Genomic DNA, 14,533 nt, shown 5'->3' with positions numbered 1-14,533 from the left:
CTCATTCCACCCCGAGTTGCAACAGATCTCCCGGTTGTCCGCCGTGGTAGATCATCACCTCGACGCCGGGATGCCGCTGGGAGATGTGATCGGCCAGTTCCGTGTCCAGCCCGGCCGGTGCTTCCGCGCCCATCAGGAGCGTGACCAGTTCGCCGCCTGCCCCGAGGACGACGTCGACCAGACGCTTCCCGGCGGCGACCGCGTCCGGTTCGATCACGATCACCTCGTGCCCCATCAGACCGATACCGTCCCCCGGTTCGCAGGTGCCCACGTAGGTCAGGGCCCGCTCCCGCGCGATGCGCAACGAACCCCACCGGGTGGCGGCCGCGGCCTCGGACATCGCGAAAGCGTCGTCGACCGCTTCGCGTTCCGGATCGTGCACTGCGAGGGAGGCCAGCCCCTGCACCATGGACGAGGTTGCGAGGAGCAGCACCTCGTGCCGGGAATCGCGGGCTGCGGCACTCACCGCGACGAGTTCCTGAGCCGACAGCGCCCCGTTGGGAAGGACCAGCACCTCGCGGCGTCCCAGCTGGCGGATGATGCCGAGCAGCTGCGCGCGGGTGACGGGGGCGGCGTCGCATCGGAGCACGGTCGCACCCTCCCCGGAGAAGAGGTCGGCCGCGCCGTCGCCTGCGACGACCGCGACGATGCCCCGATCGTCCTGATCGGGGCGAGTGCGGACGGGAGGTAGGAGCCTGCCCTGTTCGCGCGCGTCGACGAGAAAACTGCTGACGCGAATCCTGTGTACGCGTCCGGCATCGAGACCGGCCTCCACAGCCGCCCCGGCGTCCGCACAGTGCACGTGCACCGACCATCCCCCGTCGCCGTCACCGACGATTACCGTGGAATCCCCCAGCTCGTCGAGTGCGTTCCGCAGTTCTGCCATCCGGGCTTCGTCTGTGTCGGCCACCAGATACATGACCTCGAAATCCTGATGTGAGCTCTCACAGGCGGAGTGGTGGCCACGATGCGCTAGGTCGTCGCCGGCGTCCGGCAACTCGACGTCCGACAACTCCGTGCCTGAATCCGGGGACGGCAGGCGGCGCGGCACTCGCAGCGCGATCGGGGCGCGGACGGGCCGCTCACCGGTGACCGCCGCGACGAAGGCATCGAGAATGACGACGAGCCCCAGCCCGCCGGCGTCGACCACACCGGCGGTCCCGAGCGCGTCGAGCTGGCCGGGCGTGCGGGCAAGTGCGGCGGCCGCGGCATCTGCCGCGGAGCGCGCTGTGTCGGCGACAGGCGCATCGTCCGGGAATTCCGCTGCCGCGTCCGCAGCGCAACGCAGGACCGTGACGATCGTTCCTTCCACCAGGTAACTGACCGCGTCGGTCACCAGGTTGGTGGCCATCAACAGTCCGGTCCGGACGGTCCTGGTGTCGACGACGCCGGTGACCGCTGCCTCGGCGACGCCGCGCAACACTTGGGACAGGATGACTCCCGAGTTGCCCCGTGCACCCGCCACCGCGCCGCGGGCCAGCGCGATGGCCACTTGACGGACGTCCGTTTGGTGGCCGTCGTTCCCGGCATACTTGTCGATTGCCTCGAGGGCAGCCCGCATGGTGAACAGCAGATTGGTTCCCGTGTCGGCGTCCGGAATCGGGAACACGTTGAGACTGTTGATCTCCTCGCACCGTGCCTCGAGTCCCGCGACCGCCGTCCTCGCCCACGACGTCAGGACTCGGCCGTCCATCGGGTGCTCAGGAACCACTGGCATCCTCTCTCACGGGTTCAATCGAAGGTGCCGTCAGACTAGTCGCGGGACGCCGATCGAGTCTGACGTGCTCGGTCATCCGGCCGAGTTTGGCCAATCAGCACTCGAGCGGCTACTCTTGCACGGTTGCCTCGTAAGGGCCGCGATCACTGCGGCCTGCCTACGTGGGGCCAGTTAAATTTCACAGTTCACTATCTTGAAGGAGTTCGCGACTATGGCTGCCGTCTGCGACGTATGCGCCAAGGGGCCCGGCTTCGGTAAGTCGGTCTCGCACTCGCACCGGCGTACCAATCGTCGCTGGAACCCGAACATTCAGACTGTTCGTGCCGAAGTTGCCCCCGGAAACACCCGGAAGCTCAACGTCTGCACGTCCTGCCTGAAGGCTGGAAAGGTTGCTCGGGGCTGACCCCGACGCTGCGTGTGTTCCGAAGCCCCCGACACCTCGGTGCCGGGGGCTTCGTCATGTCGCATCGATGCAGCACATCGGGTCCTGGTGATGCCGGGTCGGGCGCCACGTAGGGTGCAACCGTGACTTCTCTCGATGGACTCAGCAAAGTACAGCTCGACGAGGGCGTGCTCCGCATCACGATTTCGACCGCCGACAACGGCACATCGCTGGACGGCGAAGGCCTCGATCAGGGCACACGTGCCCTCGAGGCCGTGGGCGATCGGATCGGTAGCGTTCTCCTCGTCGGCGAGGGGCCGAACTTCTGTGCCGGCGGTAATGTCCGCGCCTTCGCCGCCGCACCCGTGCGCAGCGAGTACGTCGCCGAGATCGCGCGCGTCTTCCACGCCTTCGTGCGCGCTCTCGACGCGGTGACCGTTCCGGTGATCGCCGGTGTGCACGGGTGGGCTGCAGGCGCGGGAATGAGCCTCGCCTGCCTCGCCGATGTCGCGATCGGCGGGCCCGGCACCAAGATGCGGCCGGCGTACCCCTCGATCGGTTACACGCCGGACGGCGGTATGTCGTGGACTCTTCCGCGGATCGTCGGCATCACCCGTGCTCGCGAAATCCTGCTGACCGATGCGGTTCTCAGCGGCGACGAGGCCGTACGCCTCGGAATTCTGAGCCGCTTGGTCGGTGACGACGTGGTGCAGGACGAGGCGCTTCGACTCGCGCGAACCCTGGCTGCGGGCCCGACCTCCTCGTACTCCGGGATCAAGACCCTGCTCTCCGCATCGACCACACGCACTCTGGCAGAGCAACTCGATGCGGAGGCCGCCTCGATCGCCGTCGCAGCGGACAGCCCGATCGGACGTGAAGGCGTCGATGCGTTCGTCGAGAAGAGACGCGCAGACTTCGCATCGATCAAGGAAGTGCGGGCGTAAACGCTAGGGCAGTTCCCAATTCACAGGTTCGGCGCCGAGGCTGTCCAGCAGTTCGTTCGCTCTGCTGAACGGACGTGAACCGAAGAATCCTCGTGAGGCGGACAGCGGTGAAGGGTGAGCGCTCTCGATCGTCGGCACGTCTGCGAGCATCGGCTTCAAGGTGGACGCGTCCCGGCCCCAGAGAATGGCGACGAGGGGTTCGGTTCGCTCCACCAACGCGCGAATTGCCTGTTCCGTGACAGCTTCCCACCCCTTCCGCCGATGGGAGGCCGGAAGTCCCGGCTGGACGGTCAGGACCCTGTTCAAGAGCAACACACCCTGACGAGACCACGGTGTCAGATCTCCCGTGGACGGCGTCGGAAAACCGAGGTCCTTGCTGTACTCGGCGAAGATGTTGCCGAGACTGCGGGGAACGGGTCGCACGTCGGGCGCCACCGAGAAGCTGAGCCCCACGGCGTGCCCGGGAGTTGGATACGGGTCCTGACCGACGATCAGCACCTTCACTTCGGCGAAGGGGTGCGTGAACGCGCGCAGCACGTTGTCGCCGGACGGAAGATACTCCCTGCCCTCGGCAATTTCCGCGCGGAGGAATGCACCCATCTCGGTGATGCGATCGGCTACCGGAGCGAGAGCCTCGGCCCAGCCGGCCTCCACCAGATCGGATAGCGGCGCAGCCATCAGTCGAGCCTGCGCAGGGCGTCGCGGTAGTACGCCGCGTTGGCCGAGTACATCTTCACGTTCATTTCCACGTGCCCCTCGGGAACCTCGTAGCCTTCTCGGATCTTGGCGGGCACGCCGAGTGCCATCCGTCTCGGCGGCACCTCGAACTTGAACGGAATGACAGCGCCCGCCCCGACCACGGAACCGGCCCCGATCACCGAACCGTTCAACACCACCGAACCCGACGCGATGAGGCAATTGTCCCCGATCGTGGAACCCTCGATGTGTGCCGCGTGTCCGACGACGCATCCGGACCCGATGACGGTGGGGTCGATCGGCGTGCAATGGATGACGGTGCCGTCCTGGATGTTGGTCCCGGCACCAATGGAGATGGTGCCGTAGTCGGCGCGGAGCACGGCCTGCGGCCACACCGATGCGCCTGCCGCGAGCGTGACGTTCCCGATCACTACCGCGTCGGGGTGGACGTAAGCGTCCGGGGAAATGTCCGGTTCCTGCTCGCCGAGTGCGTAGATAGCCATGGGTGCAACCTATACCGAGAAACTCTGCCAGCCGGAGGCCCCCGGCCACCGCCGGCCGTCGACCGTGATGCCCGTCCCGTCATGGACCGTTCCGATCCGAAGCCAGCCCTCGGGTAGCGGCACGCCGGAGGGGAAGGTGGCGGCGAAACCGTGGTCTTCTCCCCCGGTCAGTACCCACTCCCAGTAGTCGGTCCCCAGGATCGCAGCTGCGGACACCAGGTCCGGCGACACGGCGATGTCGTCCCGCGCGAGCGCCATCCCGACTCCCGACGCGGCGCCGATGTGCCCGAGATCGGCGAGTAGCCCGTCGGAGATGTCGGTCATCGAGTGTGCGCCCGCCTCGGCGGCGGTCCACGCCGCTGCATACGGTGGGTGCGGTACGCGGTGGGCGGCGAGAAGTCCGGGAAACCGAGTCGATTCCGCGAGGAAGAGGGCCAGACCACAGGCGGATGCACCCAGCGTGCCTGCGACAGCGACGACGTCGCCCGCCTGGGCGCCCGAGCGAAGGACGGCGCGCTGCCCAGCGAGGTCACCGAGCACCGTGACAGAGATCACGACGGAATCCGCCTGAACCAGATCGCCGCCGACCACGCCGGCACCGAGTTCCTCGGCAGAATCCCAGATTCCCGCGGAGATACCGTCCGCCACCTCCACCGGGGTATCCGGCGGCAGACCGAGCGACACGAGAAACGCGGTGGGTCGCGCCCCCATCGCCGCGACATCGGCCGCGTTCTGGGCCACCGCCTTGCGCCCGACCTCACGCGGAGCCGACCAGTCGAGCCGGAAGTGCCTGCCTTGCACCAGCATGTCGGTGGACACGACGACGCGGCCGTCTCCTGCCCGGACGAGCGCGGCATCGTCGCCGGGGCCGAGAAGTGTGGTGGGCGGCTGGACGCGACCCTCCACGGCGCGGTCGATCACGGCGAACTCCCCGACATCCGCGACGGTGCGGGGAACGGGGGAACCCGGGGTATCCGTTGGTGTGATGGTGTGCCTCCACGAGCGCCGTTGTGTCGGATCACCCGGCGCAGCGCCAGTGTGGCCGGTCGACGGAATGTGCGACTGCGGTACCTTTTAGCTGTTGCCGGGACTCTCCGGCACGTGACCGATCAGCGCGCCGAAGCACCCGCGACTCTACCGAGATCCATGCGGGGCGGAGCAGGGAAGGGCCGGAGCGAGAGTGCAAGCGTTCATCCTGATCCAAACCGAGGTCGGACGAGCTTCGGCCATTGCGGCGCAGATCGCGCAGATCACCGGGGTGCAATCAGCGCAGGACGTGATCGGGCCGTATGACGTGATCGCGCGGGTCAGCGCCGACGACATCGCGCCGGTGACGCAGGAGATCCGCCGGGTCCCCGGTATCACCCGCACCCTCACCTGCGACATTCCCGAGAAGCCGAAGACGATCTGAGCATGCCCGAACACGAATCGCGCCCGACCGACGCAGCTACCGATACCGAACCCGTCGAGCGGCGTAATCCTGCTCTCATCGCCACTGCGGTGGCGCTTCCGGTCGCGTTGGTGATCGGCATCGTCGTCGCCGCGGTCATTGCCGGGCGCAACCCTGCGAAATCCCCCGTGTCGCTGGGTCCGGTGCCCGCTCCCGCGGCTGCCTCCGCGGAGTGCACGGCGTTGATGGCCGGTCTCCCGGACGCATTGGGCGAGTACACGCGAGCCGAACTCACTCCACCGGCACCCGCGGCGACCGCGGCGTGGCAACCGGCCGAGGGTGAACCACTCGTTCTGCGATGCGGCCTCGACCGTCCCGCAGAGTTCGACCAGGCGTCGTCATTGCAGGTGATCAACGGGGTGCAGTGGTTCGAGATCTCCGGGGAGAGCGCAGGAATCGACGCGAGCAGCTGGTTCGCCGTGGACCGCGGGATCTACGTAGGGCTTACCGTTCCCCGGGGCGTCGGGCCGACGCCGCTGCAGGAAATGTCGGATGCGGTGTCGAAGGTTCTGCCACAGAAGCCGCTGGACCCCGCACCCGTCCCCAATCCGTGAACCACAGCGAGCGCAGCAAGCCGGGCGCGCACATCGTCTAGCGCAGCCCGGTGCCCCGGGCGAGCGCAGTATCGACCAGGGTGGACACGAGGGTGCCGTAGTCGACTCCGATCGCTCCCCACATGCGCGGATACATCGAGATCGAGGTGAACCCGGGCATGGTGTTGATCTCGTTGATGACCGGACCGTCTTCGGTGACGAAGAAGTCGACACGCGCGAGACCCTGGCAGTCGAGGGCGGCGAAGGCGCGCACCGCGAGAGCGCGAATGTCTTCGCTCACCGATTCGTCGAGTTTCGCGGGCACATCGAACTCGCACACATCATCGAGGTACTTGCTGTCGAAGTCGTAGAACGCCTCGTCGCTGCCCGACGCAGCCGGCATCCGGATCTCGGCGACGACGCTGGCCCGGACTTCGCCGTCCGGGAATTCGAGAACCCCGCACTCCACCTCACGTCCACTGATCCCCGATTCGACGATCACCTTGGGATCGTGCTCACGGGCGTGGGCGATGGCATCGTCGAGGGCGGCCCAGTCGGCGACCCGGGTGATGCCGATGGACGAGCCCCCTCGCGCGGGCTTCACGAACACCGGCAGATCGAGGCGGGACTTCTGCTCCTCGGTGAGATTGTCGGTACCCGGCCGCAGCACCACCTGAAATCCGATGGGCAACCCCTCGGCCGCAAGCAACTTCTTGGTGAACTCCTTGTCCATTCCGGCAGCGCTCGCGAGTACGCCGGGACCGACGTACGGAATTCCGGCGAGCTCGAGCAGACCCTGGATCGTGCCGTCCTCGCCGTAGGCGCCGTGCAGGACGGGGAATACCACGTCCACCGAGGCGAGGATCTTCCCTGCTTCACCGTCGTCGAGAGCAACGAGGTCGCCCGAGCGGGTGGGGTCGGCCGTCAGGGCCAACGCGGAACCCCCGGCATCGACACTGGGCAGCGACCGGCCGCGGATGGACAGGGAGGCGGGATCGGTGGAGCCGAGAACCCACGACCCTTCGGTCGTGATACCGATCGGCACCACCTCGTACCGTTCGGGGTCGAGGTTCCTCAGGACGCTCCCGGCGGAGACGCAGGAAACGGAATGCTCGTTGCTACGGCCACCGAAGATGACGGCTACGCGGGTACGCGGTGTGCTCACGAACAAACCGTACCGCCGCCCCGCCGTGCTCACCGCACCCACCTCCGATCGCCGACACTTCGCCGACCTCACGACTTCGAGCCGACAGCCGCGGTCACACTCCCGACAGTGCCCGTTCGACGTCGGTAAGGAGATCGTCGGTGTCCTCGATCCCGCAGGACAGTCGTACGAACCCGTCGGGAACCGCATCTCCCCACCTCGCCCGGCGATCGGCCGTGGTGTGGATGCCACCGAAGCTCGTCGCCGAAACGAGTAGTTCACTGCCCGCCACGAAGCGATGGAACTGCTCGGCGGAGCCGAGTTCGAAACTCACCAGTCCACCGAATCGGCGCATCTGCCCCGACGCGACGGCGTGGGAAGGATCACTCGCCAGACCCGGATAGCGCACCCGTTGCGCCGCGGGATGCGCGGCCACAAGGTCTGCGACAGCCGACGCGTTGGCGCACTGCCGCTCGAAACGCAGCCCCGCAGTTCCGAGACTTCGGTGGGCAAGCCATGTCTCGAAGGGCCCGAGCACCGTTCCCGACAAAGCTCTTTCCCGCTCCATCCCGGCGAGGAATTCGGCGTCCGATACCGCGATGTAGCCCATGAGGAGGTCGCTGTGCCCACTCAATGCCTTTGTGCCACTGGCAACAACGACGTCTGCGCCGAGTTCCAGAGGTTGCTGGCCGAGTGGGGTCGCCGTCGTGTTGTCGACGACGAGCACGGCCCCGGCATCCCGGCACCGCTGCGACAGCGCGCGTAGGTCGACGACGTCGAGGGACGGGTTGGCGGGAGTCTCGGCGACGACAACCGTCGTTCCGTCCGCCGACGCCAACAGTGCCGCGGTGCTCTCGCTCGCCATGTCCGAGGTCGTCACTTCGTGCACGGTGATGCCCATCGGCTCCCACCGCTCCCGCGCGTAGGCACGGACTTGGTAGTACCCGTCCGCCGGAACGATCACCGTGTCCCCTGCCGTGAGAAGAGTGCGCACTGCGACGGTGACCGCAGACATCCCGGAGCCGACCACCAGCGCCCCGGAGGCGCCTTCGAGCGTGGCGAGCGCCGATTCGAGATCGCGCCAGCCAGGATTCGATGCCCGGGCATACGTGTCCGACTCGGTTCCTTCGTCGGCGCTCAGCTGGTACGGGGCGGCGAACACCGGCCCCCGCTGCATCGGAGACCCTGGATGCGCTTCTGCCGCAACAGCTTTGACACAACGGGTGGAGTCTCCGCTCACCCGGTCACTCCGACTTCGTACGACGGCCGAGCAACTGGCCGATCGCGTCCTGCACGACGAGACCTTCATGACACACGCGGTGCACGGCGTCGGTGAGCGGCATTTCGACGTCGTAGCTCGATGCGAGCGCCCGAACCGACGAGCAGGATTTCACGCCCTCGGCCACCTGTCCGTGAGTGGCCTCCTGGGCGGTCTCCATGGACCCGCCCTGCCCCAGCCGCTCACCGAAGGACCGGTTTCGCGACAGCGGGGACGAGCACGTGGCTACCAGGTCGCCCACGCCGGCGAGCCCTGCAAGGGTGGTCGGTTTTGCACCCAAGGCAACACCCAGACGAATGATCTCCGCCAGGCCGCGCGTAATGATGCTCGCAATTGTGTTGTCGCCCAATCCACTTCCGGCTGCCATGCCGCACGCGAGGGCGATCACGTTCTTACATGCGCCGCCGATCTCGCAGCCGATCACGTCGGAGTTCGTGTACGGACGGAAGTACCCCGTGGCCGACGCCTTCTGCAGCGCGAGCGCGCGCGTCGAGTCGGTGCACGCGATCACTGTCGCCGCCGGTTGTTCGATCGCGATCTCGCGGGCAAGATTGGGTCCCGACAGGACGGCGACACGCCCCGGATCGGCGCCCGTGACCTGGACGATGACCTGACTCATCCGCATCAGAGTGCCGGTCTCGATCCCCTTCGCGAGGCTGAGGAGGGTGGCATCCTCGCCGATCATCGGACTCCACTCCGCCAGATTGCTTCGCAACGACTGGGAGGGAACGGCGAGAACGACGAAGTCTGCACCGTCCAGCGCGGCCGCCGCATCGTCGGTGGCAGTCAGCGTCGACGGAAGCGCGACGCCGGGTAGATAGTCGACGTTTTCGTGCCGCCCGGCGATCGATTCGGCGACCTCGGCGCGGCGCGCCCACATGGTGACATCGGTTCCGGCATCGGCCAGGACCTTCGCAAAAGCCGTCCCCCACGAGCCTGCCCCCAATACAGCAGCCTTGCTCACACAGCCCCCTCATCATCGATTCTCTTCGTATCCCGCTCACAGTAGCGCCGATACCGGGGCACGACACCGCAGCGTCTGGACTGGACTGGCAAGATATCGGGCATGAGCACCGCGACTCCATCCGTGACGCCGCGCGCGCACGTACTGGTCGCGGTCAAAGAACTTCACGTGGCCAAAACCCGCCTGTCCGGAATGTTCGACGTTGCCGACCGCACCGGCCTGGTGCTGTCGATGCTGCGCGACACCCTGACGGTGGTCCGTGACGTCGACTCCGTGGTGGGTGTCACGGTGGTCACGCCCGATGCGGCAGTCGCGCGTCTCGCGCGTAGCGTCGGCGCCCAGGTCTATGCCGATCCCACATCGACGCCGGTCGAGGGCGGTGTGGACGAGCAGGGTAGCGAGGGAGACCAGGGCGAGCACGGACTCAATGCGGCGCTGGCGGCCGCGGCCGACCATGTTCGAAAGAATGAGCAAGGTGTGGATGTCGTGGCCCTGCAGGCCGATCTCCCGTCGCTGCGCAGTGACGAATTCGGCGAAGCTCTCGCTGCGGCCAGAACCGGCGGCCGATCGGTGGTCGTCGACCATCACGGAACCGGCACCGCGGCACTGTTCTCGTGCGACCCTTCCGTTCCGCTCGATCCGCAGTTCGGGCCAGGATCGGCGCGGCGACACCTCGAGTCGGGGGCCCGCCCGTTGCACGGGCACTGGCCGGGTTTGCGAACCGATGTAGACACCGCCGACGACCTGGATACCGCTCGCGCACTCGGAGTCGGGCCTGCCACGCGCGCTGCGCTCGACGCTGCAACTCCTATCGCCGCTTCCCCGGGCGGAAAGTCGTAGCCGACGACCAGTGTGAATTTGCCCCATCGATTGTCCGCAGGAGTTTCCTCGAGGGATGATCGTGATGTGAGTAATGGCGAAGCACTCGACCGGCAGACCGACGTCGACGACAAGAACGGATCGCACGACGGCACCCTCGTGGTGAACTCGACGACCATCCCGATGGCGCCTCCTGCGGCTACGAATGCTCCCGCGAGCGTCCTCACCGAGGGACTGCCCGAAGATCGTTATCTCAATCGGGAACTCAGTTGGCTCGACTTCAATTCGCGTGTTCTCGCGCTTGCCGAGGACACGTCACTGCCGCTCCTCGAGCGTGCCAAGTTCCTCGCGATCTTCGCGTCCAACCTGGACGAGTTCTTCATGGTGCGGGTCGCGGGCTTGAAACGACGGGACGAGACCGGTCTGTCCGTGCGTTCCGCGGACGGTCTCTCCCCCCGGGAACAGCTCTCGCTGATCGCAAAGCGCACCCAGGAAATTTCCGACAAGCATGCTCGGGTGTTCCTCGACTCCGTGCGTCCGGCGCTTGCCGCGGAAGGGATCTCCATCATCGGGTGGTCCGATCTCACCGATGACGACCGGGTACGCCTGTCGGTGCATTTCCAGGAGCAGGTCTTTCCGGTGCTCACTCCCCTCGCTGTGGACCATGCGCACCCGTTCCCCTACATCAGCGGGCTCAGTCTCAACCTCGCGGTGACGGTGAAGGACGCGGCTACCGGCGGCGAACACTTTGCTCGCGTCAAGGTTCCGGACAACGTGGGTCGGTTCGTCCGCGTCAACCGCAACGAAACCCCGTCTTCGATCGACGCCTTCCTCCCCATGGAGGACCTCATCTCGGCCCACCTCGACGTGTTGTTCCCCGGTATGGAGATCGTGGAGCACCACGCTTTCCGCATCACGCGCAACGCCGATTTCGAAGTCGAGGAAGATCGCGACGAAGACCTCCTGCAGGCGTTGGAACGGGAATTGGCCCGTCGGCGCTTCGGATCACCGGTGCGTCTCGAAGTAGCCGACGACATGACCGAGCACATGCTCGAATTGCTGCTGCGCGAACTCGACGTCGACCCGGGTGACGTCATTCAGGTACCCGGACTCCTGGACTTGTCGTGCTTGTGGCAGGTGTACGCGGTCGACAGGCCGGCACTCAAGGACCGGCCGTTCGTGCCTGCGACCCATCCGGCTTTCGGCGAGCGGGAGACTCCCAAGAGTGTCTTCTCCACACTTCGCGACGGCGACGTGTTGGTGCACCACCCGTACGACTCCTTCTCCACGAGCGTGCAACGTTTCATCGAGCAGGCGGCGGCCGATCCGCAGGTTCTGGCGATCAAGCAGACCCTGTACCGGACTTCCGGTGATTCACCGATCGTCAACGCGCTGATCGCCGCCGCCGAGGCAGGCAAACAGGTTGTGGCTCTAGTCGAAATCAAGGCCCGGTTCGACGAGCAGGCCAACATCAAGTGGGCCCGCAAACTCGAACACGCAGGCGTTCACGTGGTGTACGGACTCGTCGGACTCAAGACGCACTGCAAGACCTGCCTCGTCGTCCGTCGTGAAGGTTCGGCGATCCGCCGTTACTGCCACATCGGTACCGGCAACTACAACCCGAAGACGGCCCGGCTCTACGAAGACGTGGGGCTGCTGACAGCCGCTCCCGAGATCGGCGCGGACCTCACCGATCTGTTCAACTCGTTGACGGGCTATTCCCGCAAGACTCACTACCGCAATCTCCTCGTTGCGCCCTACGGAGTCCGCCGGGGAATCATCGAGCGGATCGACGCCGAGGTGGCCCGCAAACTGCAGGGCCACGAAGCCGGAATTCGCATGAAGGCCAACGCGCTGGTCGACGAACAGGTGATCGACGCGCTCTATCGTGCGTCCAAGGCCGGCGTTCCGGTGGACATCGTCGTCCGTGGAATTTGCGCTCTGAAACCGGGAGTTCCGGGAATGAGCGAAAACATCGTGGTTCGCTCCATCCTCGGCCGATTCCTCGAACATTCCCGAATCTTCCATTTCCGCGGCGCCGACGAGTTCTGGATCGGCAGCGCCGACATGATGCACCGCAATCTCGACCGGCGCGTCGAAGTGATGGCGCAGGTGAAAGATCCTCGCCTCACAGCGCAGATGGGGGACATTCTCGATTCTTCCCTCGACCCCACCACTCGGTGCTGGTTGCTGCAGCCGGACGGACGTTGGGCGGCGGCACCGGCGGACGGTGAGGATGTGCGCGAGCACCAAGAAGCCATGATGCGGACGCGGATGGGTGGCGGATCCTGAACGCGACGACGGCGCGGCAGAAGGAAGGAACCCGTTGAGCAGCTCAGGTGACAAACCCGTCAGAGCCAACATCTTCGCCGCCGGTGCGGTGTTGTGGCGAAAATCTCCCGACAATCCCGACGAGACGGAGGTCGCGCTCGTTCACCGGCCGAAATACGAGGATTGGTCTTTCCCGAAGGGCAAGCTCGATCCCGGGGAGACCGCGGTCGTTGCCGCGGTGCGCGAGGTAGAGGAAGAAACGGGCCTCCGAGGACGTCTCGGTCGCCACCTCGGGGCATTGACCTACCCCATCCCCGGACACCGGCGATTGAAGCGCGTCGAATACTGGGCGGCCGAGGCGCGGGAAGGCGTTTTCGAGGCCAATGACGAAGTAGACGAATTGCGCTGGCTTCCGGTCCCCCAGGTCGCCGATCAATTGTCGTATCCGATGGATCGCAAAATTCTGCGCCGATTCAGCGCCTTACCTCCCGACACCGCAACAGTGTTGCTGGTACGCCATGCGAAGGCAGGGAGTCGGAAACGGTACAAGGGTGACGACGACACCCGACCGCTCGATCCGACCGGCGAATTGCAGGCAGACGCACTCGTCACGCAGCTCCGGGCTTTCGGCGCCACCGAGATTTCTTCTGCAGATCGCACGCGGTGCACCCAGACCATGGAACCGCTGGCGCGCTCGCTGGACACCACGATCCGGGTCGAGCCGCTGCTGTCCGAAGAGAGCTACAAGGCCGATCCCGCCGCCTCACGGACCCTCGTGCGCAAAATCGCCGCACGCGGTGGAGTGCAGGTGATCTGCAGTCAGGGCGGGGTCATTCCCGATCTGCTCGAATGGTGGGCGAAGACTGATGGTGTCTCACTACCCCCGGCGCGCAACCGGAAAGCGAGCACGTGGGTGCTCTCGCTCTCCGGCGGGAAGCTCATCGCAGCCGACCACATCGACAGCCCCCTCCCACTGTCTCGTCAGGACTGAGCTGCCCGAAGCTTCGCCCGGGGCAGCACACACAGGCGCCGACCACGAGATCGTGGTCGGCGCCTGCTGTCACGCGGAGCGCTGCGTGCGCGAGCTCTACTTGCTGCGCTTGGCCGGAGCCTTCTTGGCGGCGGTCTTCTTCGCCGTCGTCTTCGCGGGCGCCTTCTTGGCGGCGGTCTTCTTCGCCGTCGTCTTCGCGGGCGCCTTCTTGGCGGCGGTCTTGGTGGCCGTGGTCTTGGCCGGCGCCTTCTTGGCGGCGGTCTTGGTGGCCGTCGTCTTCGCGGGCGCCTTCTTGGCGGCGGTCTTGGTGGCCGTCGTCTTCGCGGGCGCCTTCTTCGCGGCCGTCTTGGTGGCCGTCGTCTTCGCGGGCGCCTTCTTCGCGGCCGTCTTCTTGGCGGCGGCCGACTTCTTCGCCGCTGCCTTCTTGGCCGCAGCCTTCGTGGCGGTTGCCGATGCACCGCGCTTGACCGCGGGACCCGTGGCCGGAAGCTTCTGGCCGCCAGCGATAACCGCCTTGAACTGGGCGCCCGGGCGGAATGCCGGCACCGACGTGGGCTTGACCTTCACGGTCTCACCCGTGCGGGGGTTACGTGCCACACGGGCCGCACGGCGGCGCTGCTCGAAAACGCCGAATCCGGTAATGGTCACACTGTCGCCGCGGTGCACTGCCCGAACAATGGTGTCCACAACATGCTCGACAGCTTCAGTTGCCGTGCGCCTGTCCGAACCCAGCTTCTCGGTCAGAACATCGATGAGCTCTGCCTTATTCATTGAAAATCCTCCGCGAACTAATGGCCCACCATTGGACCGACTACGAACTACGGTAAACCTGAATACCGC

Annotated in this window: 15 protein-coding genes; 7 read left to right on the top strand and 8 right to left on the bottom strand. The window is 66.2% G+C overall.

All coding sequences use genetic code 11. The annotated features are described in order from the left end of the window. Window position 1: 1 nt before the first annotated feature. Entirely contained in the window at window positions 2–1,693 is a 1,692-nt protein-coding gene (locus R4P95_RS07380) for a DAK2 domain-containing protein (protein ID WP_213577893.1), read from the bottom strand. Between the two features lie 235 nt (window positions 1,694–1,928). Between R4P95_RS07380 and rpmB the strand changes: the two genes are divergently transcribed. Together rpmB and R4P95_RS07370 are read left to right on the top strand one after the other, a co-directional pair. Next, window positions 1,929–2,120: a 50S ribosomal protein L28 gene (rpmB, locus tag R4P95_RS07375; protein WP_109330998.1), complete on the top strand. Its 192-nt coding sequence runs from the start codon at window positions 1,929–1,931 to the stop codon at window positions 2,118–2,120. Between the two features lie 122 nt (window positions 2,121–2,242). Further along, the gene (locus R4P95_RS07370; protein ID WP_213571646.1) at window positions 2,243–3,043 is read left to right on the top strand and encodes an enoyl-CoA hydratase/isomerase family protein; all 801 of its coding nucleotides are present in this window, start codon (window positions 2,243–2,245) and stop codon (window positions 3,041–3,043) included. Between the two features lie 3 nt (window positions 3,044–3,046). On the opposite strand, the gene R4P95_RS07365 is transcribed toward R4P95_RS07370, so the two are convergent. The 3 genes from R4P95_RS07365 to R4P95_RS07355 are packed head-to-tail and all read right to left on the bottom strand — an operon-like array spanning window position 3,047 to window position 5,163. Next, complete coding sequence (locus R4P95_RS07365) at window positions 3,047–3,724, bottom strand: uracil-DNA glycosylase (RefSeq protein WP_213577891.1); 678 nt, start codon at window positions 3,722–3,724, stop codon at window positions 3,047–3,049. Beyond that, window positions 3,721–4,242 carry a gamma carbonic anhydrase family protein gene (locus R4P95_RS07360; RefSeq protein ID WP_109331003.1) on the bottom strand — a complete coding sequence of 174 codons (522 nt, stop codon included), beginning with the start codon at window positions 4,240–4,242 and terminating at the stop codon, window positions 3,721–3,723. The genes R4P95_RS07365 and R4P95_RS07360 overlap by 4 nt, the downstream gene beginning before the upstream one ends. Before the next feature lie 9 nt (window positions 4,243–4,251). Further along, window positions 4,252–5,163 (bottom strand): thiamine-phosphate kinase, encoded by a 912-nt coding sequence (locus R4P95_RS07355; protein WP_397517646.1) that lies wholly within the window; start codon window positions 5,161–5,163, stop codon window positions 4,252–4,254. A gap of 259 nt (window positions 5,164–5,422) precedes the next feature. On the opposite strand from R4P95_RS07355, the gene R4P95_RS07350 reads away from it, so the two are divergent. Together R4P95_RS07350 and R4P95_RS07345 are read left to right on the top strand one after the other, a co-directional pair. After that, window positions 5,423–5,653: an Lrp/AsnC ligand binding domain-containing protein gene (locus R4P95_RS07350; protein ID WP_109331007.1), complete on the top strand. Its 231-nt coding sequence runs from the start codon at window positions 5,423–5,425 to the stop codon at window positions 5,651–5,653. Window positions 5,654–5,655: 2 nt separating this feature from the next. Beyond that, entirely contained in the window at window positions 5,656–6,246 is a 591-nt protein-coding gene (locus R4P95_RS07345; RefSeq protein WP_213571645.1) for a DUF3515 domain-containing protein, read from the top strand. 37 nt (window positions 6,247–6,283) lie between these two features. Here the strand turns inward: R4P95_RS07345 and R4P95_RS07340 are convergent, their stop codons facing one another. From R4P95_RS07340 to R4P95_RS07330, 3 genes are all read right to left on the bottom strand, one after another. Then, on the bottom strand, window positions 6,284–7,390 hold the full coding sequence (locus R4P95_RS07340; RefSeq protein WP_109335186.1) for a D-alanine--D-alanine ligase family protein: 1,107 nt from the start codon (window positions 7,388–7,390) through the stop codon (window positions 6,284–6,286). 94 nt (window positions 7,391–7,484) lie between these two features. Next, window positions 7,485–8,609, bottom strand: coding sequence for a cystathionine gamma-lyase (locus R4P95_RS07335; protein ID WP_317746504.1), 1,125 nt, complete (start codon window positions 8,607–8,609; stop codon window positions 7,485–7,487). Window positions 8,610–8,613: 4 nt separating this feature from the next. Then, window positions 8,614–9,612 carry an NAD(P)H-dependent glycerol-3-phosphate dehydrogenase gene (locus R4P95_RS07330; RefSeq protein ID WP_109331013.1) on the bottom strand — a complete coding sequence of 333 codons (999 nt, stop codon included), beginning with the start codon at window positions 9,610–9,612 and terminating at the stop codon, window positions 8,614–8,616. A gap of 123 nt (window positions 9,613–9,735) precedes the next feature. Here R4P95_RS07330 and cofC point away from each other — a divergent pair, with 123 nt between their 5' ends. The 3 genes from cofC (at window position 9,736) to R4P95_RS07315 (ending at window position 13,693) form a co-directional block, all read left to right on the top strand. After that, the gene (gene cofC / locus R4P95_RS07325) at window positions 9,736–10,452 is read left to right on the top strand and encodes a 2-phospho-L-lactate guanylyltransferase (protein WP_317746617.1); all 717 of its coding nucleotides are present in this window, start codon (window positions 9,736–9,738) and stop codon (window positions 10,450–10,452) included. A 66-nt stretch (window positions 10,453–10,518) separates the two neighbouring features. Next, window positions 10,519–12,723, top strand: a complete 2,205-nt coding sequence (locus R4P95_RS07320; protein WP_213571641.1) for an RNA degradosome polyphosphate kinase — start codon at window positions 10,519–10,521, stop codon at window positions 12,721–12,723. A 34-nt stretch (window positions 12,724–12,757) separates the two neighbouring features. Then, window positions 12,758–13,693, top strand: a complete 936-nt coding sequence (locus tag R4P95_RS07315) for a bifunctional NUDIX hydrolase/histidine phosphatase family protein (protein ID WP_317746502.1) — start codon at window positions 12,758–12,760, stop codon at window positions 13,691–13,693. Window positions 13,694–13,789: 96 nt separating this feature from the next. On the opposite strand, the gene R4P95_RS07310 is transcribed toward R4P95_RS07315, so the two are convergent. Beyond that, window positions 13,790–14,464, bottom strand: coding sequence for an HU family DNA-binding protein (locus R4P95_RS07310; RefSeq protein WP_213571639.1), 675 nt, complete (start codon window positions 14,462–14,464; stop codon window positions 13,790–13,792). Window positions 14,465–14,533: the final 69 nt, after the last annotated feature.

It is taken from the genome of Rhodococcus sp. IEGM 27 (assembly GCF_033142305.1).
GTDB classification, from domain to species: Bacteria; Actinomycetota; Actinomycetes; order Mycobacteriales; family Mycobacteriaceae; genus Rhodococcus_F; species Rhodococcus_F oxybenzonivorans.
Note: the sequence above shows the minus strand (reverse complement) of the source record. Positions and strands in the feature narration are given on the sequence as shown.

Bases quoted from the DNA above. Each gene is read 5' to 3' on its own strand.
- R4P95_RS07380 (WP_213577893.1), bottom strand. From the start codon at position 1,693: ATGGACGGCCGAGTCCTGACGTCGTGGGCGAGGACGGCGGTCGCGGGA.
- rpmB (WP_109330998.1), top strand. From the start codon at position 1,929: ATGGCTGCCGTCTGCGACGTATGCGCCAAGGGGCCCGGCTTCGGTAAG.
- R4P95_RS07360 (WP_109331003.1), bottom strand. From the start codon at position 4,242: ATGGCTATCTACGCACTCGGCGAGCAGGAACCGGACATTTCCCCGGAC.
- R4P95_RS07345 (WP_213571645.1), top strand. From the start codon at position 5,656: ATGCCCGAACACGAATCGCGCCCGACCGACGCAGCTACCGATACCGAA.
- R4P95_RS07310 (WP_213571639.1), bottom strand. From the start codon at position 14,464: ATGAATAAGGCAGAGCTCATCGATGTTCTGACCGAGAAGCTGGGTTCG.